The sequence below is a fragment of the Faecalibacterium prausnitzii genome, from assembly GCF_019967995.1.
In the GTDB taxonomy this organism is placed as follows: Bacteria; Bacillota; Clostridia; order Oscillospirales; family Ruminococcaceae; genus Faecalibacterium; species Faecalibacterium prausnitzii_E.
The window spans coordinates 1,351,862-1,378,365 of the sequence record NZ_CP065377.1 but is presented as its reverse complement, the minus strand read 5'-3'; the positions used below and the strand labels follow the sequence as shown (position 1 = coordinate 1,378,365).

The 26,504-nt window shown below is 62.0% G+C and carries 22 protein-coding genes and 5 tRNA genes; 8 read left to right on the top strand and 19 right to left on the bottom strand.

Translation table 11 applies throughout. From position 1 onward, the window contains the following. Positions 1–14 precede the first annotated feature (14 nt). The 8 genes from mobB to I5P96_RS06780 all read right to left on the bottom strand — a co-directional run bounded on the left by mobB (position 15) and on the right by I5P96_RS06780 (position 8,077). Positions 15–533: a molybdopterin-guanine dinucleotide biosynthesis protein B gene (gene mobB / locus I5P96_RS06815; protein ID WP_097792356.1), complete on the bottom strand. Its 519-nt coding sequence runs from the start codon at positions 531–533 to the stop codon at positions 15–17. Then, entirely contained in the window at positions 523–1,761 is a 1,239-nt protein-coding gene (gene glp / locus I5P96_RS06810) for a gephyrin-like molybdotransferase Glp (protein ID WP_223383654.1), read from the bottom strand. Before glp ends, mobB begins: the two co-directional genes overlap by 11 nt. 448 nt (positions 1,762–2,209) lie before the next feature. Continuing rightward, the gene (locus tag I5P96_RS06805) at positions 2,210–3,148 is read right to left on the bottom strand and encodes a hypothetical protein (protein WP_223383653.1); all 939 of its coding nucleotides are present in this window, start codon (positions 3,146–3,148) and stop codon (positions 2,210–2,212) included. 27 nt (positions 3,149–3,175) lie between these two features. Beyond that, positions 3,176–5,332 carry an aldehyde ferredoxin oxidoreductase N-terminal domain-containing protein gene (locus I5P96_RS06800; protein ID WP_223383652.1) on the bottom strand — a complete coding sequence of 719 codons (2,157 nt, stop codon included), beginning with the start codon at positions 5,330–5,332 and terminating at the stop codon, positions 3,176–3,178. A gap of 12 nt (positions 5,333–5,344) precedes the next feature. Then, positions 5,345–5,989, bottom strand: coding sequence for a ferredoxin-like protein (locus I5P96_RS06795; protein WP_223383651.1), 645 nt, complete (start codon positions 5,987–5,989; stop codon positions 5,345–5,347). Positions 5,990–6,010: 21 nt separating this feature from the next. Next, entirely contained in the window at positions 6,011–6,919 is a 909-nt protein-coding gene (locus I5P96_RS06790; protein WP_223383650.1) for an FMN-binding protein, read from the bottom strand. Between the two features lie 170 nt (positions 6,920–7,089). Then, positions 7,090–7,848, bottom strand: coding sequence for a formate dehydrogenase accessory sulfurtransferase FdhD (locus tag I5P96_RS06785; RefSeq protein WP_223383649.1), 759 nt, complete (start codon positions 7,846–7,848; stop codon positions 7,090–7,092). Between the two features lie 4 nt (positions 7,849–7,852). Further along, entirely contained in the window at positions 7,853–8,077 is a 225-nt protein-coding gene (locus I5P96_RS06780; RefSeq protein ID WP_097792363.1) for a DUF1653 domain-containing protein, read from the bottom strand. Positions 8,078–8,272: 195 nt separating this feature from the next. Here I5P96_RS06780 and I5P96_RS06775 point away from each other — a divergent pair, with 195 nt between their 5' ends. From I5P96_RS06775 to I5P96_RS06765, 3 genes are read left to right on the top strand one after another with little or no spacing between them, the layout of a single operon-like run. Then, positions 8,273–10,225: a glycerophosphoryl diester phosphodiesterase membrane domain-containing protein gene (locus tag I5P96_RS06775; protein WP_223383648.1), complete on the top strand. Its 1,953-nt coding sequence runs from the start codon at positions 8,273–8,275 to the stop codon at positions 10,223–10,225. A 23-nt stretch (positions 10,226–10,248) separates the two neighbouring features. Continuing rightward, a complete protein-coding gene (locus tag I5P96_RS06770) occupies positions 10,249–11,433 on the top strand; it encodes an HD-GYP domain-containing protein (RefSeq protein WP_223383647.1) in 1,185 nt (394 codons plus the stop codon). A gap of 18 nt (positions 11,434–11,451) precedes the next feature. Next, positions 11,452–12,585, top strand: coding sequence for an HD-GYP domain-containing protein (locus I5P96_RS06765; RefSeq protein WP_223383646.1), 1,134 nt, complete (start codon positions 11,452–11,454; stop codon positions 12,583–12,585). A gap of 80 nt (positions 12,586–12,665) precedes the next feature. On the opposite strand, the gene I5P96_RS06760 is transcribed toward I5P96_RS06765, so the two are convergent. The 7 genes from I5P96_RS06760 to I5P96_RS06730 form a co-directional block, all read right to left on the bottom strand. Next, positions 12,666–14,546, bottom strand: a complete 1,881-nt coding sequence (locus I5P96_RS06760) for an ABC transporter ATP-binding protein (protein WP_223383645.1) — start codon at positions 14,544–14,546, stop codon at positions 12,666–12,668. Then, a complete protein-coding gene (locus I5P96_RS06755) occupies positions 14,543–16,324 on the bottom strand; it encodes an ABC transporter ATP-binding protein (protein WP_223383644.1) in 1,782 nt (593 codons plus the stop codon). Before I5P96_RS06755 ends, I5P96_RS06760 begins: the two co-directional genes overlap by 4 nt. 95 nt (positions 16,325–16,419) lie before the next feature. Next, positions 16,420–16,495: transfer RNA gene (locus I5P96_RS06750), tRNA-Gly, on the bottom strand. Between the two features lie 30 nt (positions 16,496–16,525). After that, positions 16,526–16,601, bottom strand: a tRNA-Phe gene (locus I5P96_RS06745). Between the two features lie 7 nt (positions 16,602–16,608). Continuing rightward, positions 16,609–16,682 (bottom strand) — tRNA-Asp (locus I5P96_RS06740). A 3-nt stretch (positions 16,683–16,685) separates the two neighbouring features. After that, positions 16,686–16,761, bottom strand: a tRNA-Val gene (locus I5P96_RS06735). Positions 16,762–16,768: 7 nt separating this feature from the next. Continuing rightward, a tRNA-Gly gene (locus I5P96_RS06730) sits at positions 16,769–16,844 on the bottom strand. A gap of 338 nt (positions 16,845–17,182) precedes the next feature. On the opposite strand from I5P96_RS06730, the gene I5P96_RS06725 reads away from it, so the two are divergent. Continuing rightward, on the top strand, positions 17,183–18,028 hold the full coding sequence (locus tag I5P96_RS06725; RefSeq protein ID WP_097792369.1) for a sulfide/dihydroorotate dehydrogenase-like FAD/NAD-binding protein: 846 nt from the start codon (positions 17,183–17,185) through the stop codon (positions 18,026–18,028). 1 nt (position 18,029) lies between these two features. Continuing rightward, entirely contained in the window at positions 18,030–19,424 is a 1,395-nt protein-coding gene (gltA, locus tag I5P96_RS06720) for an NADPH-dependent glutamate synthase (RefSeq protein WP_118552830.1), read from the top strand. Positions 19,425–19,544: 120 nt separating this feature from the next. On the opposite strand, the gene I5P96_RS06715 is transcribed toward gltA, so the two are convergent. Continuing rightward, the gene (locus I5P96_RS06715) at positions 19,545–20,315 is read right to left on the bottom strand and encodes a Cof-type HAD-IIB family hydrolase (RefSeq protein ID WP_223383643.1); all 771 of its coding nucleotides are present in this window, start codon (positions 20,313–20,315) and stop codon (positions 19,545–19,547) included. 365 nt (positions 20,316–20,680) lie between these two features. Between I5P96_RS06715 and I5P96_RS06710 the strand changes: the two genes are divergently transcribed. From I5P96_RS06710 to I5P96_RS06700, 3 genes are read left to right on the top strand one after another with little or no spacing between them, the layout of a single operon-like run. After that, positions 20,681–21,436 carry a DeoR/GlpR family DNA-binding transcription regulator gene (locus tag I5P96_RS06710; protein ID WP_223383642.1) on the top strand — a complete coding sequence of 252 codons (756 nt, stop codon included), beginning with the start codon at positions 20,681–20,683 and terminating at the stop codon, positions 21,434–21,436. Beyond that, a complete protein-coding gene (gene pfkB, locus I5P96_RS06705) occupies positions 21,433–22,338 on the top strand; it encodes a 1-phosphofructokinase (protein ID WP_223383641.1) in 906 nt (301 codons plus the stop codon). Before I5P96_RS06710 ends, pfkB begins: the two co-directional genes overlap by 4 nt. 37 nt (positions 22,339–22,375) lie before the next feature. Next, complete coding sequence (locus I5P96_RS06700) at positions 22,376–24,292, top strand: fructose-specific PTS transporter subunit EIIC (protein WP_223383640.1); 1,917 nt, start codon at positions 22,376–22,378, stop codon at positions 24,290–24,292. 77 nt (positions 24,293–24,369) lie between these two features. Here the strand turns inward: I5P96_RS06700 and bilS are convergent, their stop codons facing one another. Genes bilS through bilQ form a run of 3 tightly spaced genes read right to left on the bottom strand, consistent with a single transcriptional unit; the run spans position 24,370 to position 26,418 of the window. Then, positions 24,370–24,861: a flavodoxin family protein BilS gene (bilS, locus tag I5P96_RS06695; protein WP_223383639.1), complete on the bottom strand. Its 492-nt coding sequence runs from the start codon at positions 24,859–24,861 to the stop codon at positions 24,370–24,372. A gap of 28 nt (positions 24,862–24,889) precedes the next feature. Beyond that, entirely contained in the window at positions 24,890–26,005 is a 1,116-nt protein-coding gene (gene bilR / locus I5P96_RS06690; RefSeq protein WP_223383638.1) for a bilirubin reductase, read from the bottom strand. Positions 26,006–26,007: 2 nt separating this feature from the next. Beyond that, complete coding sequence (gene bilQ, locus I5P96_RS06685; RefSeq protein WP_223383637.1) at positions 26,008–26,418, bottom strand: bilirubin utilization transcriptional regulator BilQ; 411 nt, start codon at positions 26,416–26,418, stop codon at positions 26,008–26,010. Positions 26,419–26,504 lie beyond the last annotated feature (86 nt).

The following is a 26,504-nucleotide window of genomic DNA, read 5'->3' as shown; positions in this document are numbered from 1 at the left end:
CTTTCCTCTCTTCCTCACAGCGCGGGCATCTGGGCTGCGATCCAGTCGGCCAGTGCCTCCGGCTCATCCAGTGCAAAATCCGCGCCCGGCACATCGCCCACGACGGCCAGCGGCTCAAAGGAGGCCGGCTCATTGGAGATGGCGCTGCGCACGACTTCGATCTTGGGCCAGCCGCTCTCCTTGAAGCCCTCCATCAGCACCAGATCATAGCCATGGCGCTCGAACAGGGCCAGCAGATCCTGCTCGGTGAGGCGGAACGCTTCCGTGAGCAGATAGCGCTGCCCGGAAAAGACGGCCACGCCCTCGGCTCCGGCTTCGCGCAGGCGGAAGCTGTCGGTGCCGGGGACATCGGGGGTGAAATCGTGGCCGTCGTGCTTGATGACGCCCACCTTCAGCCCCCGCGCCCGCAGCAGCGGGATGAGCTTTTCCAAAAGGGTGGTCTTGCCGCTGTTGTGCACCCCGCTGACGGCAAGCACCGCCGGGTGTTTCAGGCTCAGCTCTGCGGCCAGAGCCTCTTTGCGTTCAGTATACAAAGGAAAGCACCTCCACTTCCTCGCCCGGCTCCACCGGGCCGCTGCCAGCAGGCAGCTCCACCAAAGAATTGCAGCCGATCATGGCCGACAGGCTGCCGGACGAATGGGCCTCGGTGTTGCCCTCGCCGGGGATGGCAACGGTGCCGCCCGATGCTCTGGCCCGCAGGTAGCGGTTCCCCTTGCTGGGCTTGGAAAAGCCGGTGGTCAGGGTGCGGCGGGTGCGGGGCAGGATGCAGGCTTCCTCCTGCCGCCCGGCGGCCCGCAGCAGGGCCGGGACGGCGTATTGTTCCAGAGTGGCTGCGGCGGCAAAGGGGTTGCCCGACAGGCAGAACACGAGTTTTCCCTCGACCTCTGCGGCCAGCATCGGGCTGCCGGGCTTCTGGGCGACCCCCGCAAAAATGCTCCGGGCACCCAGCATTTCCAGCACTATGGGCAGATAATCCTTCTGCCCGACCGACACGCCGCCGCTGGTGATGACGGCATCGCACCCGGTGAGCAATTCTTCCAGCTCGGCGGCGATGCGGGCCGGGTCGTCCGAGCAGTGGCGGCGGCGGACGGCGAATCCCAGCTGGCGCAGGCGGGCCGCATTCTGGATGCCGTTGGCGTCGTAGATCTTGCCGGGCGCCCAAGACTCTCCGGGGGCCAGAAGCTCGCTGCCGGTGGCCAGCACACCGATGGTGAGCGGCTTGTACACCGGCACTTCAGCATAACCCTGCCCGGCCAGCACACCGAGGTGGGCAGGCGTGAGCACCGTGCCCGCTTCGGCGACCAGCGCTCCGGCGGCGATGTCCTCGCCCCGGAAGACCACGTTCGCGTTGTGGGAAAGTTCGGCGTAGATGCGCACGGTCTCTTCCCCGCCGTCGGTCTGCTCCTGCATCAGGACGCAGTCGGCCCCGGCGGGCAGCGGCGCACCGGTCATGATGCGGGCCGCGCAGCCGACAGGCAGCTCTGCCGTGGGGGCATCCCCGGCATAGAGCTTCATCACCACCGGCAGGGCTTTGGGGGTCATCTCCCCGGCCCCGGCGGTGTCGGCGCTGTGCAGCGCATAGCCGTCCAGCGGGCTCCGGTCAAAGGGAGGCTGGTCCATCCGGGCGCAGAGCGGCGCAGCGGCGATCCGTCCGCAGGCCTCGTCCAGCCCGACATTCTCGACCGCAGGCCGGGGCAGTGCCGCCGCGGCATCCAGCACACGGCGCAGCGCCTCGGCAGGCGCACAAAAAGGCTGTTTCATCGAAAAATATCCTCCATTTTATCCCGCAGAGAGCCGCCGTCCGCTATGGCCCGGACAGCATGCCCCCTTGTGGGTTCCATCGTTTTCAAACGGCAGGTAAAAAATGCGGGGACGTCTTGACCGAAAATCAAAACGCCCCCGCAGAAAACACGACGCACACCCCGCGCGGCTGTTTGCAGACAGCTGTGCCGGGCGGGACTCGCTCCGCGCGGGCTGTTGCAGCAGCCATGCACAGGGCAGGCCCCGGTGTCGGGTCGATGGGAGGAGTTCTTTTTTTCAAATTGCAGCGTTTCTTCTGCGGGAAGGCGGCCGGGTTTCCCCTGCCACCCTTGAATGCCGGTCTGCGGTGCAGGCCCTTAGCATTGCGGCGCGGCGTCAGTGCCCTGCGGGTTTAGACGCCTTTGCTCAAAGAAGCTCTTATACCCTATTCAGTTTTGCTCTGGAATGTTTAATCGCAGAACTCATCCACGTCGCTGATGGCTTTGGCGTAGCGGCGGGTGAGATACTGGGTGGAAAAGAGGAACCGCTCGTTCTGGTTGTTGGTCAGCTCCTCAATGTCCGCAAACTCCGGCCTGCCCTGCATGGTCTTCCAGGTCTGCTCGATCTCGTCCGGCGCAAGGCCGTAGGGGGAGCGCTGGAAGTAGCGCAGCGGGGTGGCGCTGGGGTAGATGCGGGCATTGAACCGCACCATCTCCGCGAACATCACACACAGGTCCCGGTCCTCGATGAGCTGCGCGATCATCGCGTAATTGTCGCTCATGTTGGCGCTGGAATAGTAGTAGGTGTCCTTGGCACCAGTGCGGGAGACGATATCCTCACACTGGGGGTCCTGCGGCATTTGAGCCAGCAGCTCGTCGGCGTTTTCCACCTCCGAGACCAGCTGGGCATGTGCCGTGACCAGAGCGGCCGCCGAGCGGGAGCGGATGAACCCTGCCAGCTGCTGCGCCGGGGTCAGCTCCGGCAGTTCCGGAGCCGTTTTGGTGGGCTGGTCTGCGTAGGGGTCGTTCTCCGCATCGGGGGCAGCAGCCAGAAAGTCCAGCAGCTCCGGCTTGGCGTCGGCCGCGTCGGTGCCTTCCGGCACAGCGGGGGCCTCAGCAGCTTCGGGCGCGGCTCCGGCGGCCTGCTGCTTTGCAGCCAGCTCGCTGGTCTCGCGCTCCACCACAGCCATCACGTCCTCGCCCGCCTTGGCGGCGCTGCCATCGAAGGTGCTGCCCGTCTCTTTCAGGCGGCGGGCGGTCTCGCTGGCGGCGTCGATGCTGAACACCTCCGCCTTGGGCTTTTTCTTTGCGGCCATCTCCGCCTTCTGCAGATCCAGCACGACCTGTTCGGGGTCGGCTGCACCATCCACAGTGGTGGTATAGCCGGGTTTGCGTCTGCCAAACAACATGGCAAATTTCCTCGTTTCTGTGGGATTTTACTCAGCGGCCTCGGTGGTCTGGGCATAAATGCCGCGCTTTTCGAGGTCGTCGGCCATATCGGCCAGGTCGAACTTCTCCAGCGTCTCGCGGGTGGGCACACCGGTGGTCAGATCCCAGCCAAAGACATTGTAGAACAGATCCTTGGCCTTTTCCATATCCGCGCGATCCAGCTTGGTGGTGCCGGCCTCGAATGCCTTGAAATCCGGCTCCTTGTCGAAGACCCAGTCGCAGATCGCATCATGCTCCTGGCGCAGGTTTGCACTGCCGCAGTTGTTCTGGAAGCTGATGGCGGTCATGGCGCGGAGCATCTGGGTGATGCGCTCGCCAGCCTCCTGCAGGCCTGCCTGGGTGTAGGTCTCGCCGGTAACAGCAGTCATAAAGTCTGCCTGCAGATCCAGGTCGCCGTGGTACTCACGCTCCTTGGAGGGAGACTGGGTCATGGGCCACATCCAGTTGCAGAGAGTAGCAGAGTCGTGGAAGTTCTTATCGTTGACGCAGTAAGCCGCCAGCTTTGCCTTGTTCTCGTTGATGGGGGTGTAGCTCTTGGCCTTGTCGTAGCAGCCCTCGCCGAAGAAGTCTTCCATGACCTTCTTGGTCACTTCATACGGAGCGCCGGAACCGGTCTCGCAGACGATCTCGTGGATCATGCAGTCACGGTTGTAAACGAGGTTGTACAGCATACCAACCTGCCATGCCTCAGCAGGGCCGTGGTGGTTGGGGAAGCCGTTGTAGATCAGGTTGGAGTTGGTTGCACCATCGTCGCGGTCCAGCCAGCTCTTGGGCAGGCCGAACTTTTCCATCATAGCCAGCGTACCCTTAGCGATGACCGACAGATCGCCCTCGCCGTAGGCCATGCGGCGGATGAGCTCGACCTCCCAGCGGGGGTCACCAGCCTTTTCCCAGGACCAGGGCAGCGAATCGTACTCTTCCTCGCTGATGTACTGGGTGGCCTCCTCGCGGGGCATCCGCAGGATCCACAGCAGATCGCGGTTCAGGTTGCCGTAGTTGTCCCACAGGCCCATATCGTCCACAGCGTGAGCCCATGCCAGATTGATGACCATGGTGCCGTCGCCCTCGTACTTGAAGTCATGGACGCCGTCCGGGTACACGCGGGTGCCGTACAGCACGGGCATGCAGGTGTTGGAGTTGTGGGTGGGCAGGTCGTAATCGGCCAGCGGGTCCACATCGTACTCGGTGTAGCAGCGGATGGGGCAGGAAGAGCAGCCGCCGTTCTTCACGGTGTACTCCGCAGCCGGTGCGCCGAAGTCAAAGTAGCCCTTGAAGCAGCGCAGCGCCACCTTGTTGATGTCGTTGTAGGGCTGCTCGCCGGTGTCCACGGGGCCGCCGGGGGCCTTTTTCCACATGCGGCCGGGTGCGCCGGACCAGCGGTTCTTGCCGGAGGTGGCGCTGTACTCCGCCCAGCTCTGGGGCTGTGCGGGCACGTTGTGGTTGTTGTTGCCGCCGATCAGGTTGCCCATCATATAGTTGGACAGTTCCAGCACCTTCTTGGGGTCTGCGACCTTGACGCTGCCGGTGCCGCGGATGACCAGGCCCTTGAGCTTCTTGTTGCCCAGCGCAGCGCCCAGACCCGCACCGGCAGAGTTGCCGAAGCTGGTGTTCAGGGTGGAGTAGTCCACCAGGTTCTCACCGGCAGGGCCGATGGAGGCGGACTCGAACTCGCGGCCGTTCTGCTCGATCAGCCACTTGTTGGAGGCAAAGGTGCCCTTGCCCCAGATCGCGCTGGCATCCTCCAGAGAGACGTCGCCGTCCTCGATGCGCAGGTAGACGGGCTTTTCGGAGATGCCGCTGATGATGATGCCATCGTAGCCGGCATACTTCAGCATGGGGCCGATGTGGCCGCCCATGTGGCCGTCAATGATGGACTTGCCCTTGGACCAGGTGGAACGGAAGGTCACGTTCATGCGGCCGGAGCAGGGCACACCGGAGCCGGTCAGGGGGCCGACACCGAAGATGACCAGTGCCTTTTCGTCATAGGGGTCGAGGTCCATGGGAGCCTCGTCGTACATGATGCGGTAGGCCATGCCCATACCGCCGATGTATTTATGGTATTGGGTGTCATCCTCCGTCGTGATCTCGCCGGTGGTCAGATTGACACGCAGGAGCTTGCCTGCCCAGCCATAAGATTCAGCCATTGTTTTTCCTCCTTACAGGTCCATGTAGGCAGCCTGTGCTGCGCTGGTGACGGCGTCCCAATCCACGATGGACAGAGCGCCGGACGGGCAGCCTGCGACGCAGGCACCGCAGGCGATGCACTTGGACGACTTGCCGGTCTCCGGGTTGACGGTGGGCATGTGCCAGGGGCAGGCCTCGTGGCAGGCACCGCAGCCGATGCACTTGTCGGTATCCACGACGCGGATGCCCTGCTCGTTGGTGGTGATGGCCTTCTGCGGGCAGGCGTTGCCGCAGGCAGGGTCCTCACACTGGCGGCAGGTGTCCGGGAAGTAGACCCAGCAGTTGTCCGTGCCGGAGAGCAGGCCATTGCCGGCGCCATCCAGATTGAGGCGGCGCTGGATCTTGACGCGGCTGATGTAGGAAGAGCAGACGCCATCGTTGGTCAGGGTGCAGTTGATCTCGCAGCGCTGGCAGCCGGTGCACAGGTCTGCGTTGACGACCAGCAGGCCCTGGGGCAGCGCCCAGGTCGCCACTGCGCCGGCATCGACCTGCTGCTGCGAGCAGCCGAACAGCGACAGCATGGATGCGGAAAGGCTCAGCCCTGCAAGGCTTTTGCCCGAAATTTTCATGAATTGACGGCGGGTCATATCCGCTGTCAGGAAATCGGTTTTTGCCATAGGTTCCATTCCTCCGTGAAGTTACTCTGCGCTGAGCACTTCGGTCACATAGAAATAACTGTTGTTGACGATGTTCGTCACGGCGGTCGAGGTGATCGTTGCACCCGTCAGTGCATCCACCTCGGTCAGGTCGGCGCTGGCGGCACCGGCGTCCTCACCGGAAGTCGTCAGTTCGGCCTGTTCCAGACGGTAGGCCGCCTGTTTTTCTGCCGACCAGTCTGCAAAGGGCGATGCCTGGTCCTCGCCGTCCTGTGCGCTCTTGCTCAGGCCTGCCGCATAGAGCTTGCGGCGTGCCACAGCCTCAGCGCTGGAATCCAGCGGAGGTGCCAGCTCGTCGTCCAGCGGCTGGCCGTTCAGAGCCGAGAGCGTGAGGCCCGCCTCGTACATCTTACGGGTGGCCTCGGCCTCCGGAGAAGCATCGCTGACCCGCCAGTTGGCCGGGTCAAAATCCTCTGCGGGGGCTTCTGTTTCGCTGCTGCCTGCGGCGGCATAGCTCGTGCCGGTGGCCGGGTCGGTCACCGTGTAAGCCTTGCCTGCCAGCGCGAAAGGAGCTGCGCCCTGGTACTGGGACGTGAACTCCGGGTCTACGCACTGGCCACCGAGGTTGTCGGTCTCGCCCTGCGCCAGGATGGCAACGCTCTGCACATTGCCCGTGCTGTCAAGGGTCACGCCTGCCTCTACGTCGCTCTGGAAGCCCTTCTGGGCGCCCACCACATAATAGGTGTTCTCGTCCAGCTGGTACACCGCGCGGATGCCATAGGTAGCGGCGTCGGCATCTGCCAGGGGCAGAAGGGTGCCTGCCACCGTGGTGCGGGCACTCATCAACCCATGCAGACCCAGCGCCATTGCCAGTGTGGCCGCGCCCATGGCGGCATAGCCCGGCAGCCGTCTGCGCCACAACGGCTGCGGCGCATGATTTGCCTGCTTCATTGTTTCACCTGCCTATTCTTATCGTCATGCACGGAGAGCTTCCATGCACGAAAAACAGCCGCTCAGCCTGCTGCAACAGTGCCGAACGGTATCTTCGTTATAAGAATAACATCATCCGCATAGGTTAGTCAACGTATACCCGCTTGATTTTCCAGATTTTTATGGAACCTTCACGAAATTCTTGCGTGAAATTCGTTCTTCTTTTGGATGAGCAGCCTCAATCCGTATTCTTCCGCCAGCTCCACCGACTGAACGGTGGGCATCGTCTTGCTGACGAGGGCGGGAACACCGGCGCGGATGGCCTTGCGCACCATATCCACCGGCACCCGGCCGCTGGTGTAAAGGACGCACTCCCCCAGCGGCACTCCGTCCGCCAGTGCGCAGCCGACGGCTTTGTCGAGCGCATTATGGCGGCCCAGATCCTCGCACTGGTACAGGATGCGGCCCGCCCGCAGCAGAAAACAGCTGTGCACGGCGCGGGTGGCGCGGTAAAGCGGCAGTTCCCCGCCCATGGCTGCGGCCAGCGTCCCGACCCAGGCCTCCGGCACTTCCAGCTGCGGCACCGGGGCCAGCGGGCGGAGTACCACCGGAGAGGCCACGGTCAGGTTGTCGGTGCAGCAGCTCGGCACCTCCTGCCCGGCGGCGGAGACCGCGGCCAGCGGGTGGGTCAGGTGGACGCTGACCTTGAGCCCCTCGGCGCAGACGGCCACCTGCTCGACCTCGTCGGCGGCGGCGATCCACCCTTCGGTCAGCAGGCGGCCCAGCGCCAGCTGCGGCAGAAGCTCCGGGGTGCACACCACCCGGAACGCCGTCTGCTCGTTGACGAGGAGGGCTGCGGCGTGTTCAACGGCCAGCTGCCGTTCCCCGCCCTGCGGCAGGCGGACCAGCTCGGCCCCCGGCCGGCTCCCAAAACGGTCTACGATCTTCATCCGCTCACTCCCCGATGTAGGCAAAGCGGGGTTGGACTCTGCCGTCCCGCTCCACGGTCTCGCACCACATGGCCGCCGGGCGCACCCAGAGGTCGTGGTCTCCATAGAGAGTGCGGTAGACCACCAGTTCTTCTTCGGTCTCGCTGTGGTGTGCCATGCCCAGCACTTCGTATTCCCGGCCCTTGAAATGCCGGTAGCGGCCGGGCCTGATCTCATAATGGAATTCCATCCCATTTTCCTCCTGCTGATGTTTTTCTTATTGTATCATGATTCCGCTCCGCTGAAAAGATGCCAGAAAAATCGCCTCAGATTTTGGGCGAAACGGTCGGGAAGAGTCGTTTTCTTTTGCCGTTTTTTGTGGTATACTACTTATAAATATATAACGTTCTGAAAAAACGGATCTTTCAACCGAGGTGAGATCTTATTGAGCCGTTCCAACCGCACCCTGCGGCAGGCAAATGCCGCTTACCGGGCGCTTCGGCAGGAAACACAGGCCCTCGTCCGGCGGGCCGAAACTGCCCTCATCACCGCCATCATACTGTATAAGCTCCTCACCGAGCTTGTGTTCCTCCCCGCCATGCGGGGCATCTGGAGCCTGACGCTCCGCGTTTCGCCGGTGAACTACCTGACGAACACCAACGCGCACCAGATCTTTACGGCCCCCAGCATCCTGGGCGGCATCGCGCTCATCGCCATTCTGGTGGCGCTCTGGAACCTGTATGAATTTTCCATCGTGCTGCACGGGCTGGACCGGGCCCGCCGGGGGGAGCCTTCCGGTCTGCCCGCCCTGTTCCGGGTCTCCCTCGCGGACATCCGCCACGTGCTGCACCCGAAAAACTGGCCCATCCTGCTCTACTGTGTGCTCCTCATCCCATTCACGGACATGTACGTCACCGCCAGCTACATCACCCAGCTGGCCGTGCCCGAATATATCCTGGGCGTCATCCGGGCAAAGCCGGGCATTCTGGCGCTGTATGGGGCAGGCATTCTGGCCGTTGTGCTGCTGACCGTCTTCTTTGCTCTGGTGCTGCCCCTGTTCATGCTGGAACGCAAATCGTTTGGCTCCGCCGTAAAAGAGAGCTGCCGCTGTGTGAAGCAGCGGTTCTGCGAAGTCCTGACTGCGCTGGCCCGGTGGAACATCGGCGTGCTGCTGCGCACCGGCCTGCTCTTTGCGCTGGCCGCTGCCCTGCTGTACGGCATCGCGGCGCTGGTGGGGCTGGAAAGCACCCGCGCCATGCTGCTGCTCTCCCGCGCACTGCAGCTGGTGGAGCTGCCCTTCTTCGGCTTTCTGCTGGACTGCCGGGTCACTGTGGCCCAGTGCACCATCCTTGGTCTGCTTTACTTCCGGATACAGGACTCGCCCCAGCCGGACGTGCCGCCGGATAATAAGCCCGCCCGCCGCAGCGGCCGTCTGCTGCTGACGGCTCTTGTGGCAGGCGTCACCCTCGCGAGCTGCGCCGCCACGGTCTATCTGCTCAGCCTGCCCCAGGACGACGCGCTGCTCTCGGCGGTGGGCGGTGTGACGCCCCTTGTCACCTACCACCGCGGCGACTGCTCCATTGCCCCGGAAAACACCATCCCCGCTTTCCGGTCTGCCATCCGGAAGGGCGGCGACCGCATCGAGCTGGATGTCCAGATGAGCCGGGACGGCGTGGTGGTCGTGACCCACGACACCAGCCTGAAGCGCTGCACCGGCAAAAACGCCAAGGTGTACGATCTGACCTTTGCGGAGATCGAAGCGCTGGACGCGGGCCGCTGGTTCAGCGCCCGCTTTGCCGGGACGCGCATCCCCTCGTTTGAGGAAGTGCTGCAGCTCTGTCAGGGCCGCATCGACCTGAACGTGGAGATCAAGCCCAGCGCCGCCACCCCGACGCTGGAAGCCGAGACCGTCCGCCTGCTTCGGGCGTACGGTTTCGAGGGGCACTGCGTCATCACCTCGCAGAGCTATGAGACGCTGCACAAAGTCAAGGAGCTGGCCCCGGATATCCCCACCGGCTACATTCTGGCGCTGGGCGTCGGCAACTACTACGACCTGCCGGATGCCGACTTTTTCAGCGTGGAGCATACGTTCATCACCTCCGGCATGGTCAATCAGATCCACCTGCGCGGCAAGACCATCTCGGCCTGGACCATCGCCCAGGAGGACGATGCCCGCCACATGATGGAGCTGGGCGCAGACGACCTCATCACCGACAAGCCCGACCTGGTGCATGAGCTGCTGCGCCAGAATGCCGAGATGGATACCACCCTGCTCTCGCTCCGCGATGCGATCCAGGGCTGGTTCTTCCCCGCCCCGGACGAAGAAGTTTCGGACGAGGCGGAGGATGTCATCGAAGATGTCATCGAGGACCCGGAAGAGTTCCTGGATGCCGCATGATCCCCGCCAAAAGGAGGCCCGCCATGTTCCAACGAATCCGCGATCTGGTCGCCGATGTCTGCCGCTACGAAGAAACGGCCCCCATCAACAGTGTCTGTATGCGCTGCATCCTGCTCTGGTCTGCGGTGGTGCTGGTGATGCTGAACCTGAGCTGCAACAGCTTTGACCGCCCCATCGTCTTTGTCTCCACCGTGTTTATCTGCCTGACGCTGTGCGGGGTATCGCTGCTGCTCTCCCATGTGCGGCACCCGAAGCGCACCGTCCTTGCGGGGGCCGTTCTCATCGTTCTGATGGGTCTGGGCTGCCTTGTCTCGAACGAAAACAACGGCTTCCAGACCCTGTGGCTCTTCCTGCTGCCCGCCATCCTGCTCATCCAGCTGGGCCTGAAGCAGGCGGTGCCGATCTGCTCGGCCTATGGGCTGTGCGCCATGGTACTGCTCTGGGGCTCCCCGGAGCGGCTGGCCAACGCCTACCCCAAGGATTACCGCATCTACTACCCGGTCTTCTACTGGGAGTTCCTGCTGGCCATGGTGGTGGCCGACCTGTTTTATAAATCCTACCGCATCCGCCGGGAGCAGACCGAGCAGGAGATGGAGGCCGAAGTGCAGGCCACCATGGGCAAGGCACAAAAGCTGATCCTCAGCTCGGTGGCCGCCATCAACCAGATGATCGACGAAAAGGACCACTACACCTCCGAACACTCCCGCCGGGTGGCGCAGTATTCCCGCATCATTGCAAAGCATCTGGACCCCACTCTCTCCGAAGAGGAGTTGGAGCGGCTTTACCGGAGCGCCCTGCTCCACGACATCGGCAAGATCGCCGTGCCGGATGCCATCCTCAACAAATCCAGCCGCCTGACGGATGCGGAGGCCGATGTGATGCGGCAGCATACCCTGTGGGGCAAAAAAATACTGGCCGGGCTGGAATTTCTGCCCCAGGCCGACCTGGGGGCCAGCTACCACCACGAGCGGTACGACGGCACCGGCTACCCCGCCGGGCTGATGGGCGAAGATCTGCCCCGCATGGTGTGGGTCATCGCCGCAGCCGACGCACTGGACGCCATGAGCTCCAATCGCTGCTACCGCAAGCGCTGCGACCTCGACTACATCCTCTCTGAATTTGAACGGGGCCGCGGCACCCAGTTTTCGCCCGAAGTGGCCGATGCGGTCATCGACCTGCTGAAGACCGGCGGCATCCCGCTGGCCTGACCCCCGGAGGAACTGCCTATGAAACGCTCGTTTTTTCCCTTTTTTCTCCAGACCATCCGCATCCACTACCAGGACCCGGAGCTGGCACTCTATACCAAAGGGGTCTTGGGGCTGCTCTGGCTGGTGCAGCTGCCGGTGGCGCTGTGGTATGGAGCTCCGGCCCAGGTCTACGCCCTGCTTGGAGCCATGCTGTTGGCCATCGGCGTCGATCTGGTCCCTTTCCCCCGCCAACACAGCCGCGCGGACGATTACGTCACCTCTGCCGTGATGCTCGTCTGCTGTTTTGTGCTATTCTGGAAGGCTTCCATCGGGTATTTCAGCGTCTTTTTCCTGCTCATCTACCTGTTCTGCAACGTGTTCATCCTGGGCATCGCGGGCAGTGCTCCCTTCAGTCTGCTGGGGCTGACGGGCGTCATGCTCTGCCTGCGGGGTGTCCTTGTGGCAGACCCCGCCGCCCGCTATGGGGCGGATTTTGTGCCCCGCCTGCCCTTCCTGTTCCTCTGCATTCTGGGCATCGCCTACATCATCACCTTCTTCATCCAGCGCTACTGGGTGGAAAAGCTGCAGCAGCATGTCATTCTGCAGGCGCGCATGGATGCCGAGCGGGCCAGGCTCTCGGAGATGTCGCTCAAGGTCATCACGGCCATGTACAGCGCCCTCAGCTCCAAAGTGCCGGAAGTGGACCTGCACTGCGAACAGGTGGCCGCGCTGACGCAGGAGCTTGCCCGTCGGATGGGTCTGGACGAAACGGCCTGCCGGGACGGCTACTATGCGGGCCTGCTGCATGAGGTGGGGGCCGTCGGCCTGCCGGACGCTGTGCTGCAGAACCGGCAGCTGACCGAGGAGCAGTTCCAGCTTTACCAGACCTATGTAGAGCGGGGCTATGCCATCATTTTGCAGCTTCAGATCGTAGACCGGGTGGCCGAGACGGTACGCTTCCACCGGGAGTGGTACGACGGCACCGGCTACTGCACCGGCCTGCGGGGCGAGGAGATTCCCCTGCTGGCCCGCATCCTTGCCGTGGCGGACTTCACCGACCGCCACCGCCGCTGGGACGAGACGGACGCCGAGATCGCCGCGACACTCACCGCCCGCGCCGGGACGGAGTTCGACCCGGTGTGTGTCGAAGCAATGAAAACTCTGCTGCAATGAAACGAACCCCCTCTTCTGCCGAAAACGCAGAAGAGGGGGTTCCTGTTTTGTTCAGAGCCTCTGCCGGGCAGGGGCGGTGGTCACTGGCTCAGCTGCTCTTTGTGGTACTGCAGCGTATAGAGCTGATAGTACCGACCGTGGTTGGCCAGAAGCTGCTGATGGGTGCCCTGCTCCAGAATCTTGCCGTGGGAGAGGACGATGATGTTGTCCGCATGCTGGATGGTGGACAGGCGGTGCGCCACGATGAGCATGGTGCCGACGGTGCGCATCTTTTCCAGCGAGTCCTGGATGAGCAGCTCGGTCTCGGTGTCGATGTTGGCGGTGGCCTCGTCCAGGATCATCACGCTGGGCTTGTGGATGATGGTGCGGGCAAAGCTGAGCAGCTGGCGCTGACCGGCCGAGAAGTTGTTGCCGCGCTCGCGGACTTCCTCGTCCAGGCCGTGGTCGAGCTTTGCGATGAACTTGTCGGCGTTGACGTAGCGGCAGACCTCCAGGATCTCGTCGTCCGAAATGCCCTCTTCCCGCAGGACGATGTTGCTGCGGATGGTGCCGGAGAAGAGGAACACATCTTGCAGCATCTGGCCGAAGTGGCGGCGCAGCGAGGAAATTTTGATCTTGCGGATGTCGATGCCGTCGATCAAGATCTCACCCTTCTGGAACTCGTAGTTGCGGCAGATGAGGGACAGGATCGTGCTTTTTCCGGAGCCGGTAGAGCCAACAAAAGCCACCGTCTCGCGGGGGTCAACGTGAAAGGAGACGCCCTGCAGCACCCACTCGCCGGGGACATATCTGAACCAGACGTCGCGGAACTCGATCTCGCCCTTCACCTCGTCCAGCTCGATGGCATCGGGGGCATCCACCATCTTCGGCTGCAAGTCCATGATGGAGAAGACCTTCTCCGACGAGGCCAGCGCCGACTGCAGCCAGTTGAACTGCTCGGCCAGATTCTGGATGGGGGTGAAGAACTTGGAGATGTACATATAAAAGGCAACGACCGTTCCGCCGGAAAGGGTCTGCCCCAGAAAGCTGACATTGTTCAGGTGGCCCATGCCGCCCAGATAGAACAGGCAGAGGATGGAGCCGATGTAGAGCATGTAGACCAGCGGGCGGAACACGCTGAAGACAAAGATCTGCTCCTGATTGGCTCTGGCAAGAGTCTCGCTCTTTTTCCGGAAGGTCTCCATCTTCTCGTCCTCCCGGCCAAAGATCTGCGTCACCTTGATGCCGGACAGGTTCTCGGACAGATAGGTGTTGATGTCGGTGGTGGCGTCCTTGAGCTTGCGGTTGGCCCGGCGGGAGAATTTGCGGAAGATGACCGTGAAGATGACGATGAAAGGCACAAAGCAGAGTACCATCAGGGTCAGCTCGTAGTTCAGGCAGATCATCGCGGTGAGGATGCCCAGGATGACGAAGCAGTTCTTGGTCAGCTGCACCAGCAGGTTGGTGAACATCATGGAGATGGCGTTGGTGTCGTTGGTCACACGAGTGACCAGCTTGCCCACGGGGATCTCGTTCAGCTGCTCATGGGAGAGGGACTCGATGTGGGTGAAGAGGTCCTCGCGCAGGTCGGAAATGATGCGCTGGCCCACCCGCTGCAAGATCACGGCCTGCAAATAGGTGCTGGCCATGGAAAAGACCAGCACGCCCGCATACACGGCCACTCCCGCAAAGAGGGCGTTCAGCTCAAACTCGCCGACGACCAGTTCTTCGATGGAGCCGACGATAAGGGGCGAAACGATGTCGTAGGCGATGGAGAAGAGCATCAGAAAGCCCACGAGGACGAACCGGCCCAGATAGGGCCGGGCATACCCGGCCAGGCGGCGCAGGATCTCACCGTCGTCCATGTTGCGCTCGAAGCCCATGGAGGTCTTCTTATCCTTCACGCCGACATAGGCAGCGATGAGCAGCGCGGTGATGACGCCGATGACCGCGCCCACCAGCAAAAGCGGATTCCAGCTCATGCCTCGTCACCTCCCGTTTCGTCTTCCAGCCGCTGCAGATCGACCATGCGGCGGTATTCCCCGCAGGAGGCATAGAGTGCGTCGTGGGGGCCAACGGCCTCGACGCAGCCGTCTTCGAGGAAGATGATCTTATCCAGCCGCTCCACCGTGGAAATGCGGTGGGCAATGAGCAGGGTGGTCTTCCCTGCCCGGCTGGCCTTCAGGTTGTCCAGAATGATCTTCTCCGTCCGGGTATCCACCGCCGAGACGGAGTCGTCCAGAATGAGGATGGGCGCATCCTTCAGCAGGGCGCGCGCAATGGAGATGCGCTGCTTCTGCCCGCCGGAAACGGTGACGCCGCGTTCGCCGAGGACGGTCTCGTAGCCGTCCTTGAAGTCCACGATGTTGTCCCGCACATCGGCCAGGCTGGCGGCCCGCTCGATGTCCTCCTGGGTGGCGTCATCCACGCCGAATGCGATGTTGTGGGCGATGGTGTCTGAGAAGAGGAAGTTCTCCTGCGGCACATAGGCGCAGGCATTGCGCATCGAGTGGATAGACACGCGGTTCACATCCTGCCCATCCACGAAGAGGGTGCCGTCCGGCACATTGTAGGTGCGGAGCAGCAAGTCCACCAGCGCGGTCTTGCCCGCACCGGTCTTGCCCACGATGCCCACGCTCTCGCCGGGTTCAATTTTGAAGGAAATGTTCTTGAGCACGTCGAACTCGCCGTCTGGGTAGCGGAAGGTCAGGTCCCGGAACTCGATGGCGCCCTTCGGGTCCTTCAGGTCGGACACACCGGGGCGGTCGGCCACGTCGATGGGAGCATCCAGCAGCTCGGTGATCCGGTTGAGGGACGCCTTACCGCGGGAGGTCTTCTCGATGAGCATGGACACGGCCATGATGGGCCAGACGATGGCTTCGAAGTAGCCGATGTACTCCACGAGCTGGCCTGCATTGAACCGGCCGCAGTAGACCAGATAGCCGCCGTAGCCCAGGATGATGCAGATGACCGACTCGACGAAGAGGGTCACGAGGACTTCCAGCAGGGTGGCGATCTTGGTGTAAGTGACGTTGATCTCCTCGTTCTCCTTGTTTAGCTTCCGGAAGGCCAGCAGCTCTTTCAGCTCCTTGACGAAAGCCTTGATGACTGCGATGCCGGAGAAGTTCTCCTGTGCAAAGTCGGAGAGATCCGAGAAGGCCTGCTGGCGTTCCTCCCAGCGCCGGGTCATCACCTGGCTCATCAGCGTACCGATGACGAACATGATAAGGGCCGGGATGAGGGCGAGCATCGTCAGCCGGACGTCCATCCGCCACATCTTATACAGAGCCAGCAGGCCCAGCGTCAGCGCGTCAAAGAACATCAGCACACCGTCGCCGAAGCACTCCTGGATGGTGTCGAGGTCGTTGGTATAAAGGCTCATCAGGTTGCCGACCTTGTTCACCTGATAATACTGCTGCGAGAGCTTGCGGCTGTGGTCGAACATCCGCTCGCGCAGGTCTGCCGTGACCCGCACGGCCGAGCCGAAGAAGCAGACGCGCCACAAAAAGCGCCCGATGACCATCAGGACCACGATCCAGATCATGGGCCGGCAGATGTGCTGCAGCAGCACCTCTTTGGTGAAGGCCAGCGTCTCGCCACCCACCACCACCTGCCCCAGGTTCATGCCGTTGATGACCAGGCGGTACAGCTGCGGGATGAGCAGCTGGATGTAGTCCACCGTCAGCAGCGCTGCAAGCCCCAGCAGCAGCGCCGGGGCGTGCCTGAGATAGTAGCGGTTGATATACTTGCCAAAGATCATAGGTGCAGTTTCCCCTCCTTTTCCGATTCCGAACCAATTTGGACGACTGTGCGAAAAAAGCCACCGCATCACATTTGATGCAGTGGCTTTTCGTCTGGAGCGGCCGACGAGGCTCGAACTCGCTACCTCCACCTTGGCAAGGTGGCGCTCTACCAGATGAGCTACGGCCGCAGATGCGGCACACTCGCGTGTGCCGGTTTTTGGTGCCTCCGATCGGAATCGAACCAATGACACGGGGATTTTCAGTCCCCTGCTCTACCGACTGAGCTACAGAGGCATAAAAGCGACCCGGATCGGGCTCGAACCGACGACCCCCAGCGTGACAGGCTGGTGCTCTAACCAACTGAGCTACCGGGCCACATGGTGGAAGTTAACGGGCTCGAACCGCTGACCCTCTGCTTGTAAGGCAGATGCTCTCCCAGCTGAGCTAAACTTCCACATAAATGGAGCGGCCGACGAGGCTCGAACTCGCTACCTCCACCTTGGCAAGGTGGCGCTCTACCAGATGAGCTACGGCCGCACATTTCATGTGTCGTGCCGGGGTTTTGTTCCCGGCGACGTTGGTTATTATACCGCACGGCGGGGGCTTTGTCAACCATAAATTTTCAAAAAAGCTCAATTTTTGCAAAAACAGCCCATCAGCGCGAAAAGTTTTTTCACAATGGCTGCGCGGGGGCCGGGGCTTTGCCCATTCTTCACCTGTGCCGGGGCAGACACAAGCAAAATTCAATTGCATTCCCTTATCAATGAGGTTATAATAGAGTTGTCAAATGCTGCATGTTTCTGCGTCTGCACCGCCGTGCGGGTGGGCAGGCGTATTTTCATGCCGAGATTCTGCCAGAAAAAGGAGCTAACGCAATGTACAAGATCACAGAAAAAGTCGCGCTGAACCCCACCGTGACGAAGATGGTCATTGAAGCCCCGCTCATTGCCAAAAAGGCAAAGCCGGGCCAGTTCATCATTGTGCGCCCGTTCGAGGACAGCGAGCGCATCCCCCTGACCGTGGCCGGTTACGACCGCGAAAAGGGCACCGTGGACATCATCTTCCAGATCGTCGGCGGCACCACCATGGAGTTGAACAGCCTGAACGCAGGCGACAGCGTCCACGACTTCGTCGGCCCGCTGGGCCGCGCCACCGAGACCGAGGGCCTGAAGAAGGTCTGTGTCGTGGGCGGCGGCGTCGGCTGCGCCATCGCTCTGCCCATTGCCCGCGAGCTGCACGAGCAGGGCTGTGTGGTCCACAGCGTCGTTGGCTTCCGCAGCAAGGACCTGCTCATCCTCGAAGACGAGTTCCGGGCCTGCAGCGATGAGCTGCGCATCATGACCGACGACGGCAGCTACGGCACCAAGGGTGTCGTGACCGCTGCGCTGGACGAGCTGGTGGCCGCCGGGAACCAGTACGACCTGGTCATCACCATCGGCCCGCTCATTATGATGAAATTCGTGGTCAAGACCTGCCAGAAGCACGGCCTGAAGAGCATCGTTTCCATGAACCCCATCATGATCGACGGCACCGGCATGTGCGGCGGCTGCCGCCTGACCGTGGGCGGCGAGACCAAGTTTGCCTGCGTGGACGGCCCCGACTTTGACGGCGACCTGGTGGATTTCGACGAGGCCATGGCCCGCGGCACCATGTACCGCCCCTTTGAGGCCAAGGCCCGCGAAAAGGCCTGCAATCTGTTCAAGACTGAGGAGGCAAAGTAAGATGGCTTTCAATATGGACCCGAAAAAGTGCCCCATGCCCACCCAGGACCCCAACGTCCGCAACAAGAACTTTGAGGAAGTTGCGCTGGGCTACACCGCCGAGATGGCTGTGAACGAGGCAAAGCGCTGTGTGCACTGCAAGAACAAGCCCTGCCAGACCGGCTGCCCGGTCGGCATCGACATTCCGGAATTCATCGGCCATGTGGCCGAGGGCGACTTTGAGGCCGCGTATCAGGTCATCAACCGCTCTTCTTCCCTGCCCGCCGTCTGCGGCCGTGTCTGCCCGCAGGAGAGCCAGTGTGAGGGCAAGTGCACCCGCGGCATCAAGAACGAGCCGGTGGGCATCGGCCGCCTGGAGCGCTTCGTGGCCGACTGGCACCGTGAGAACGTCCACACTGCTCCCATCGTGCCCGAATCCAACGGTCACAAGGTCGCCATCATCGGCGCAGGCCCTGCCGGTCTGACCGCCGCAGGCGACCTGGCAAAGCTGGGCTATAAGGTCACTGTGTACGAGGCCCTGCATGTGGCAGGCGGTGTGCTGATGTACGGCATCCCTGAGTTCCGTCTGCCCAAGGCCATCGTCCAGCAGGAGATCGACGGCCTGAAGAAGATGGGCGTGGACTTCGAGTGCAACATGGTCATCGGCAAAGTCCTGACCATCGACGAGCTGATGGGCGAGTACGGCTATGAGGCTGTCTTCGTGGGTTCCGGTGCCGGTCTGCCCCGCTTCATGGGCATCCCCGGCGAGAGCCTGAAGGGTGTGTACTCCGCCAACGAGTTCCTGACCCGCTCCAACCTGATGAAGGCATATCTGCCCACCAGCAAGACCCCCATCCGCGCCGGCAAGAAGGTCGCCGTCGTCGGCGGCGGCAACGTTGCCATGGACGCCGCCCGCAGCGCCCTGCGCCTGGGTGCCGACACCGTCTACATCGTCTACCGCCGCGGCATGGCTGAGCTGCCTGCCCGGAAGGAGGAGGTCGAACACGCCGAGGAAGAGGGCATCATCTTCAAGACCCTGTGCAACCCCGTGGAAATCCTCTCCGACGACGAGGGCTTCGTCAAGGCCATCACCTGCGTGGAGATGGAGCTGGGCGAGCCCGATGCGTCCGGCCGCCGCCGCCCCATCGAGAAGAAGGGCAGCGAGTTCACCATGGATGTGGACACCGTCATCATGAGCCTGGGCACCAGCCCCAACCCGCTCATCCGCTCCACCACCCCCGGTCTGGAGACCAACAAGCACGGCTGCATCGTCACCGAAGGCGATGAGGGCAAGACCAGCCGTGAGGGCGTGTATGCCGGCGGCGACGCCGTGACCGGTGCCGCCACCGTCATCAAGGCCATGGGTGCCGGCAAAGCTGCCGCCAAGGCCATCGATGAATACATTCAGAATAAGTAAACCGGTCCTATAAAAAAGCGGAGGTGCTGCGATGCAGCACCTCCGCTTTTTTATTCCACGTTCCTTATGGTCCTCCCCTCTTTTTCATCGTACCATAAACAAACGATCTTGCAAGCCTTTTCAGAGCAGTTCATGTTCCAGACAGTACCAGTAAACGCCGTCCTCTTTTACGTCACGGCAGGTATCTGCGGCAACGGCTTTCAGCCGGTCAGAGGCATTGGCCATGGCAACGCCGGTGCCGACGGCCCCGAACATCTCGATGTCGTTGTTGCCGTCGCCAAACGCCATGCTGTCGGCCTTGTCGATGCCGTAAAACTCCAGCACCTTTTCCACCGCGACCCCCTTGCCGCCGTTGGCCGGGATGATGTCCACTGCGCGGTCCCACCAGGCGGCGATCTTGGCATGGGTGACATCGTTCAGGATGGCGGGATACTCTTCCTCCCGGCCGCCCATCAGCACCTGAAAGACTTCGCCCTGCGCCACCTCGTCAAAGTCGTCGGCCACGACCAGCTTCACCCCGCCGATGGCAAAATATTCTTCGAGGTCTGGTTCGGTGCCGTTGGCCACCAGACGGCTGTCCGTGGCCAGTGCAAGGGGCCGCCCCAGTGCAGCCGCATTCCGGCGGAGGGTCACAATGTCCTCTTTTGGGATGAGGTTCTTGAAAATATCGCGCTCCGGCGTAAAACAGTACGAGCCGTTGTAGGTCAGGAGCGCATCAAACGTCACCCCCTCGAACTTCGGCATCTCCATGGGGGTACGGCCTGTGGCAATGCAGAGCCTGATGCCGTTCTGCCGCAGTTTTTGCAGAGCTTCCACCGTTCTGGGGCGGATGCCCTCTTTCAGGGGCACCAGTGTGCCGTCAATGTCAAAAAAGATGATCCTTGGCTTCATCGTATCGCTCCTCTTTTTGCGCAGATGTAGAGATAGAACACCTTTATTATAGCACACGCAACCCAGCTGCCAAAGATTCTTTTTCCTTCAGATTCAGAAATCGCAATTCCGTCAAAATCCGCCACAAAGAAGCAGACAAAGCAGCTATTTTCCGCGTTTTGCGTGAGAATCGGCTCCATTTTTCTGCAAAATCGTTTCATGTATCCCACTTCTTGTGCGAGATGCTCAAATTTTGCAGTTTATTTTTGTTGATTCTTTTTGGCATTTCGTGATTGATTTTGACGTATTCTTTGCTATAATAGGGGCAGAGAGACGCAGAAAGCTCCAAATAAAATCACAATCCACCAAAAGGAGTGAAGATTTTCATGTTGGCAGAAGAACGCTTCGCCCTCATCCTGGATCTGCTGGCCCGCCAGCGGACGGCTACGGTACAGGAGTTGTGCGAGGCCCTGAGCGCAAGCGAATCCACCATCCGGCGCGACCTGAACGAGCTGGACAAACTGGGCAAGCTGAACAAAGTCCACGGCGGTGCCACCCTGCCGGACAGCCCTTTCCGCACCGACGAACCCACCATGGCCGCCAAAGAAGAGCTGGCTGTGGACCAGAAACACAGCATCGCGCGGGCCGCAGCGGCCCTGATCGAGCCGGAGGATTTCATCTTTCTGGACGCCGGTTCCACCACACTGGCGGTGGCGCGGGCGCTGACCGGCCCGGCCCTGCATGCCTGCTATGTGACCAACGGCGTAGCCCATGCCCGGCTGCTGGCCCAGAAGGGCTGCCGGGTGTTCCTGCCCGGCGGAATGCTGCGACCCCAGACCGAAGCCATCATCGGGGCGACGGCGCTCAGCGCCATCCAGCAGTACAACTTCACCAAAGCGTTCATGGGGGCCAACGGCGTGGCGCTGGAGGCCGGGTTCACCACACCGGACCCGGAGGAAGCCGCTGTGAAGGCGGCTGCCGTCCACCGGGCGCGGGAGACCTGGTTCCTCGTGGATGACTCGAAGTTCGCCAAAGTCTACCCCGCCGTCATCACCGACCTGCACAGCGGTGCCATCCTGACCAACCGCTGCCCCAACCCCAAATACCGGCAATTCACTTTGATAAAGGAGACGGAATCATGATCTATACCGTTACGTTCAATCCTGCTATCGACTACGTCGTCCGCCTGGACAAGGCTCTGGAAGTCGGCGAGGTGAACCGCGCCGCCGGGGAGGACTGTGTGCTGGGCGGCAAGGGCATCAATGTGTCCGGTGTGCTGCACGAGCTGGGCTGCGAGAGCGTGGCTCTGGGCTTCGTGGCCGGTGAGACCGGTGCCTGGCTGGAACGCGGTCTGGCCGCGCAGGGCCTGCGCACCGACTTCATTCATCTGGACCACGGCATGACCCGCATCAACGTGAAGATCAAAGCCGGGGAGGAGACCGAGCTGAACGGCGCAGGCCCCGCCATCCCGGCTTCGGCCCTGCACGCGCTGGAAGAAAAGCTCGATGCGCTGACCGAAAGCGATGTGCTCATCCTCGCAGGCAGCATCCCGTCCAGTATGCCGCAGGACACCTACGAGCGGCTGCTGGCCCGGCTGGACGGCAAGGGTGTGCGCTGTGTCGTGGACGCCACCCGCGCCCTGCTGGCAAACGTTCTGCCCTACCACCCCTTCCTCATCAAGCCGAACAACCACGAGCTGGGCGAGCTAGTGGGCAGAGTCCTGACCGGCGACGAGGAGATCACCGCCGCTGCCCGCGCCCTGCAAACGCAGGGTGCCCGGAACGTTCTGGTGAGTATGGCGGGCGATGGTGCTTTGCTGGTGGACGAGACCGGTGCCGTGCACCGCATCGGCTGCCCCAAGGGCAGGGTCATCAACAGCGTGGGCGCAGGCGACAGCATGGTAGCCGGCTTCGTGGCCGGATATTTGCAGACCGGCCGCTATGACGACGCCCTCCGCCTGGGCACCGCCTGCGGCAGCGCCACGGCGTTCAGCCTGGGGCTGGCCAAAAAATCGGAGATCGACGCACTGCTCGCAGCGCTCTGAGCTGTGACGCTTTGAACGAAGGAAAGGAGAATCCCCTATGCGTATCACCTCGCTTTTCTCCCTGAATGCCATTGCGCTGGATGTTGCAGCATCCAATCAGGAAGAGATCATCGACAAGGTCGTGGAGCTGCAATCCACCCACAACAACATTCTGGATAAAGAGGCCTATAAAAAGGCACTCTACGCCCGCGAAGAAGAAGGCTCCACCTACGTGGACAACGGCATCACGGTGCCCCATGCCAAGAGCGACGTCGTCACCCGGCCCAGTCTGGCCGCACTGCGGCTGAGCAGCCCGGTGCAGTACAACCCCGACGACGACGGCAAGACCGACCTGCTCTTCGCCATCGCGGCCCCGCAGAATGGCAGCCTGCATGTGGATATGCTGGCCCGGATGATGCAGATGCTGATGAACGAGGAGTTCGTGGAGCAGCTGCGCACTGCCAAAACGCCGCAGGCATTTTTGGACGCCATCGACAAGCAGGAGGAAGCACAGTTCGGCAGCGAGAGCTTCACCGACCAGTCCATCCCGCAGGACGGCTTCCGGGTGCTGGCTGTGACGGCCTGCCCCAACGGCATCGCCCACACCTACATGGCCGCCGAGGCACTGACCAAGGCAGGCACCAAACTGGAGCTGCCTGTGAAGGTCGAGACCAACGGTTCCGACGGTGCCAAGAACATCCTGACCCGCGAGGAGATCGCAGCCTGCGACGGCATCATCGTGGCGGCGGACAAGAACGTGGAGACTGCCCGCTTTGACGGCAAGCCTGTGCTCTTCACCCGCGTGGACGACGGCATCCACAAGCCCGAAGAGCTGATCCTGAAGATCGTGCGGGGCGAGGTGCCCATCTACCACAGCAAAGACAAGGCCGCGGGCGATGCGCCCGGTGCCTCCGACAGCGCGGCCCACACCGTGTACAAGCACCTGATGAACGGTGTTTCCCACATGCTGCCCTTCGTCGTGGGCGGCGGCATCATGATTGCGCTGGCCTTCCTGCTGGACGATTACACCATCGACCCCTCCAACTTCGGCATGAACACCCCCATCGCAGCCTTCTTCAAGACGGTGGGCAGCGCCGCCTTCAGCTACATGCTCCCCATCCTGGCCGGTTTCATTGCCATGTCCATCGCAGACCGTCCGGGTCTGGCCGTCGGCTTTGCAGGCGGCGTTCTGGCCATGAACGGCACCAACTTCGCGGGCCTTGCCTCCGGTGAGACCACCGGCATCTCCGGCGGCTTCCTGGCGGCTCTGCTGGCCGGTTTCGTGGCCGGTTATGTGGTCGAGTTCCTGAAGAAGATCACCGAAAAGCTCCCCGCCAGCCTGAACGGCATCCGCCCCATGCTCATCTACCCGCTGGGCGGCATCCTCATCGTGGGCGCTGTGATGTGCGGCATCAACCCGGTGATGGGCATGATCAACACCGCCATGACCGACTGGCTCAACGCCTTGGGCGGCACCTCCAAGGTCCTGCTGGGTGCCATCGTGGCCGGTATGATGAGCGTGGACATGGGCGGCCCCTGCAACAAGGCAGCCTATGTCTTCGGCACGGCCGCGCTGGCCTCCGGCAACTATGAGGTCATGGCCGCCGTCATGGTGGGCGGCATGGTGCCTCCCCTCGCCATCGCCCTCTCCACCACCTTCTGCCCCAAAAAGTGGACCCCCGACGAGCGCCGCAACGGCATCGTGAACTACGTCATGGGCCTGTGCTTCGTCACCGAGGGTGCCATCCCCTACGCTGCCGCCGACCCGCTCCGCATCCTGCCCAGCTGCGTCGCCGGCGCAGCGCTGGCCGGTGCGCTCTCCATGACCTTTGGCTGTGCCCTGCGCGCACCCCATGGCGGCATCTTCGTCTTCCCCGTCGTGGACCACGCCCTGATGTATGTGGTGGCACTGGCCGCTGGCAGCATCGTGGGTGCCGTCATCCTGAGCCTGCTCAAGAAGACCCGCACCGAGTAACTCCCTTCCGGTTTTATTGAATCCACAGCAAAACGGCTGGCCCTCCGTACTCCAGGAGGGCCAGCCGTTTTTGCGTTTTATTGCACTGCCTGTTTCAGGCGTTCGAGGTCTCCGGCATCCGGATGGGCCAATGCACGGTCAAAGTTTTCGATCAGCATGTCCAGATTGGAGGCCGGGTTCGGCTGCTGCTTCATCGCTTCGTACCGCTGCCGCACCGACTGGGGCATCCGGCCCTGACACATATAGGTCCCCACAACGGTATTGCTGGGGTCCAGCTCCGCCTGCACGGCGCTCAGGATCTTTGCAAAATACTCCGCGCTGCCGCCGAAGCCTGCGGTGCCGAACAGAAAGACCTTTTTGCCGCGCAGCGTTTTCAAGAAGGCGTTGCAGTCTGCATCTGCATGGCCCCGGTCGGTCCAGAAGCCCACATACAGGGTGTCGGCCTCCGCTGCGGCTTGTGCCGGTGTGCCGAAGTAGCGGCAGCCTTCCTGCGGCAGCGTTTCCCGAAGGGTCTCTGCCAGCTGCTTTGTGTTGCCGGTCTGGCTGCTGTATACGATCGAGTAGCTCATACGATTCTCCTTTTTCATCGGTGTGTGTTTATTTTTCTTCTCGCCGTGCGTCGTAGATGCAGCGGGTGCCCTGGTGCGCCATCAGGCCGCCGAGGCACTTTTTGTTGCAGCGGACGCAGCGATGGATCGTTTTTGCCTGCCCCTTTTGCAGTTTGTTCACCCACTCCGGGTCGGCCAGAAGCTGGCGGCTCATGGCGGCGCACTGGATGCGCCCAGAGGCAAGCTGCTGCTCCACGAAATCGGGGTCGTTCAGGCCGCCCACGCCGCAGAGGGGCAGGCGGGTGTACTGCCGCACGGCATCGCAGAACTTGAGGAAGCAGCCCGGCTGGCCGAAGGCAGGGTGGCTGGCGGGCGGGATGGTGTTTTCCAGTGCCGAGTGGTTGGCCAGCGTGACATGGAAGCTGGTCACGCCTGCCTGTTCCAGCAGCGGCACAAAGACGGGCAGTTCTTCCACCAGAACGCCTGCGTTGCCGTAATGGGGATCTTCCTGCCGGACGGCCAGCTTGTAGTCAATGGGAAATTCCGGCACGGCGGTATGGACGGCCCTGACCGCTTCCACAGCAAAGCGGGCGCGGTTCTCGGCGCTGCCGCCGTATTCATCGGTGCGGTGATTGAAGATGGACGAGCTGAAGCTGCCGCACATCCGGTCGCCGTGCACCTGCACCATGTCGAACCCGGCCTGTTTTGCCAGCACCGCCGCCTTGCCGAAGCCTGCGAGGATGGCCTCGATCTTCCGCTTCGGCATTTTGGTGATGTAAGGCTCCACTTCGGCGTTCAGCTTTTCGCGCAGCTGGTCCGGGGTGAGCTTTTTGGCCAGCACGGCGGGGATGTATTTGAGCATCGCCAGCATGTTGGAATCGCTCTGGTGCAGCTGGGCGCAGACCTTGCAATCCGCCTTGTGGGCGATCTCCACGATCTGCTGATAAAACGCGAACCCCTTTGCATCGAAGAGGGATTTTTCGAACCTGCTCTTCCCCACCGGCACATCCCCGATGATGAGCATCGCGCAGCCGCCCTCGGCCAGCCGCCGGATCTCGGCAAGGTACTCTTCGTCCGGCAGGCCGAAGGTGGTAGGCGCAAAAATGATGCGGTTCTTCAGCTGCAGGCCCCCATAGTTCACAGGGCTCAGGATGGTCTCATACATGATCACATGCTTCCTTTCTGTGCTGCTTTGTGCAGCAGTTCCAGCAGCTGGCGCTGCTCGTCGGCGGTCAGGCCGGTCAGGTTCCGGGCGTCCCAGTCATAAAACATCCGGTGGCAGACCGCAAAGGCCGTCCGGCCCTTTTCGGTCAGTTCCAGATGGTAGCTGCGGCCGCTCTTTTCTTTGGTGAGAAATCCATCCTCGGCCAGCTTGGTGAGGCTGCGCTGGGAGTGGCCCCAGTCCAGATGCAGTCTCTGCGTCAGCTCCGAGGGGGTGCAGCCGGGATGCTTGCCCACATAGATGACAAAGTACATCATCCCGAAGCTCAGGCCCAGCTCCTGCAGCCGCTGGGTGGTGTAGGCGGCAAATCTCCTGTGCAGTGTCAGAATGCAGGAGGATACCGTAGCCGGTTCCATATGATCCGCTCCTTTCGTTCTCAACGGCCTGAGTATAGCACGTTCACTTGACAAAGTCAAGTATTTTCGCAAAGAAAAAACTCCGC

What these genes read in the sequence shown, in the direction of transcription:
- I5P96_RS06700 (WP_223383640.1), top strand. Translation starts at nt 22,376, where the DNA reads ATGCGTATCACCTCGCTTTTCTCCCTGAATGCCATTGCGCTGGATGTT.
- I5P96_RS06755 (WP_223383644.1), bottom strand. Translation starts at nt 16,324, where the DNA reads ATGATCTTTGGCAAGTATATCAACCGCTACTATCTCAGGCACGCCCCG.
- bilR (WP_223383638.1), bottom strand. Translation starts at nt 26,005, where the DNA reads ATGTATGAGACCATCCTGAGCCCTGTGAACTATGGGGGCCTGCAGCTG.
- I5P96_RS06780 (WP_097792363.1), bottom strand. Translation starts at nt 8,077, where the DNA reads ATGGAATTCCATTATGAGATCAGGCCCGGCCGCTACCGGCATTTCAAG.
- I5P96_RS06760 (WP_223383645.1), bottom strand. Translation starts at nt 14,546, where the DNA reads ATGAGCTGGAATCCGCTTTTGCTGGTGGGCGCGGTCATCGGCGTCATC.
- I5P96_RS06770 (WP_223383647.1), top strand. Translation starts at nt 10,249, where the DNA reads ATGTTCCAACGAATCCGCGATCTGGTCGCCGATGTCTGCCGCTACGAA.
- I5P96_RS06765 (WP_223383646.1), top strand. Translation starts at nt 11,452, where the DNA reads ATGAAACGCTCGTTTTTTCCCTTTTTTCTCCAGACCATCCGCATCCAC.
- I5P96_RS06725 (WP_097792369.1), top strand. Translation starts at nt 17,183, where the DNA reads ATGTACAAGATCACAGAAAAAGTCGCGCTGAACCCCACCGTGACGAAG.
- I5P96_RS06790 (WP_223383650.1), bottom strand. Translation starts at nt 6,919, where the DNA reads ATGAAGCAGGCAAATCATGCGCCGCAGCCGTTGTGGCGCAGACGGCTG.
- I5P96_RS06800 (WP_223383652.1), bottom strand. Translation starts at nt 5,332, where the DNA reads ATGGCTGAATCTTATGGCTGGGCAGGCAAGCTCCTGCGTGTCAATCTG.
- I5P96_RS06715 (WP_223383643.1), bottom strand. Translation starts at nt 20,315, where the DNA reads ATGAAGCCAAGGATCATCTTTTTTGACATTGACGGCACACTGGTGCCC.
- I5P96_RS06710 (WP_223383642.1), top strand. Translation starts at nt 20,681, where the DNA reads ATGTTGGCAGAAGAACGCTTCGCCCTCATCCTGGATCTGCTGGCCCGC.
- gltA (WP_118552830.1), top strand. Translation starts at nt 18,030, where the DNA reads ATGGCTTTCAATATGGACCCGAAAAAGTGCCCCATGCCCACCCAGGAC.
- glp (WP_223383654.1), bottom strand. Translation starts at nt 1,761, where the DNA reads ATGAAACAGCCTTTTTGTGCGCCTGCCGAGGCGCTGCGCCGTGTGCTG.
- I5P96_RS06785 (WP_223383649.1), bottom strand. Translation starts at nt 7,848, where the DNA reads ATGAAGATCGTAGACCGTTTTGGGAGCCGGCCGGGGGCCGAGCTGGTC.
- pfkB (WP_223383641.1), top strand. Translation starts at nt 21,433, where the DNA reads ATGATCTATACCGTTACGTTCAATCCTGCTATCGACTACGTCGTCCGC.
- bilS (WP_223383639.1), bottom strand. Translation starts at nt 24,861, where the DNA reads ATGAGCTACTCGATCGTATACAGCAGCCAGACCGGCAACACAAAGCAG.
- I5P96_RS06805 (WP_223383653.1), bottom strand. Translation starts at nt 3,148, where the DNA reads ATGTTGTTTGGCAGACGCAAACCCGGCTATACCACCACTGTGGATGGT.
- I5P96_RS06795 (WP_223383651.1), bottom strand. Translation starts at nt 5,989, where the DNA reads ATGGCAAAAACCGATTTCCTGACAGCGGATATGACCCGCCGTCAATTC.
- bilQ (WP_223383637.1), bottom strand. Translation starts at nt 26,418, where the DNA reads ATGGAACCGGCTACGGTATCCTCCTGCATTCTGACACTGCACAGGAGA.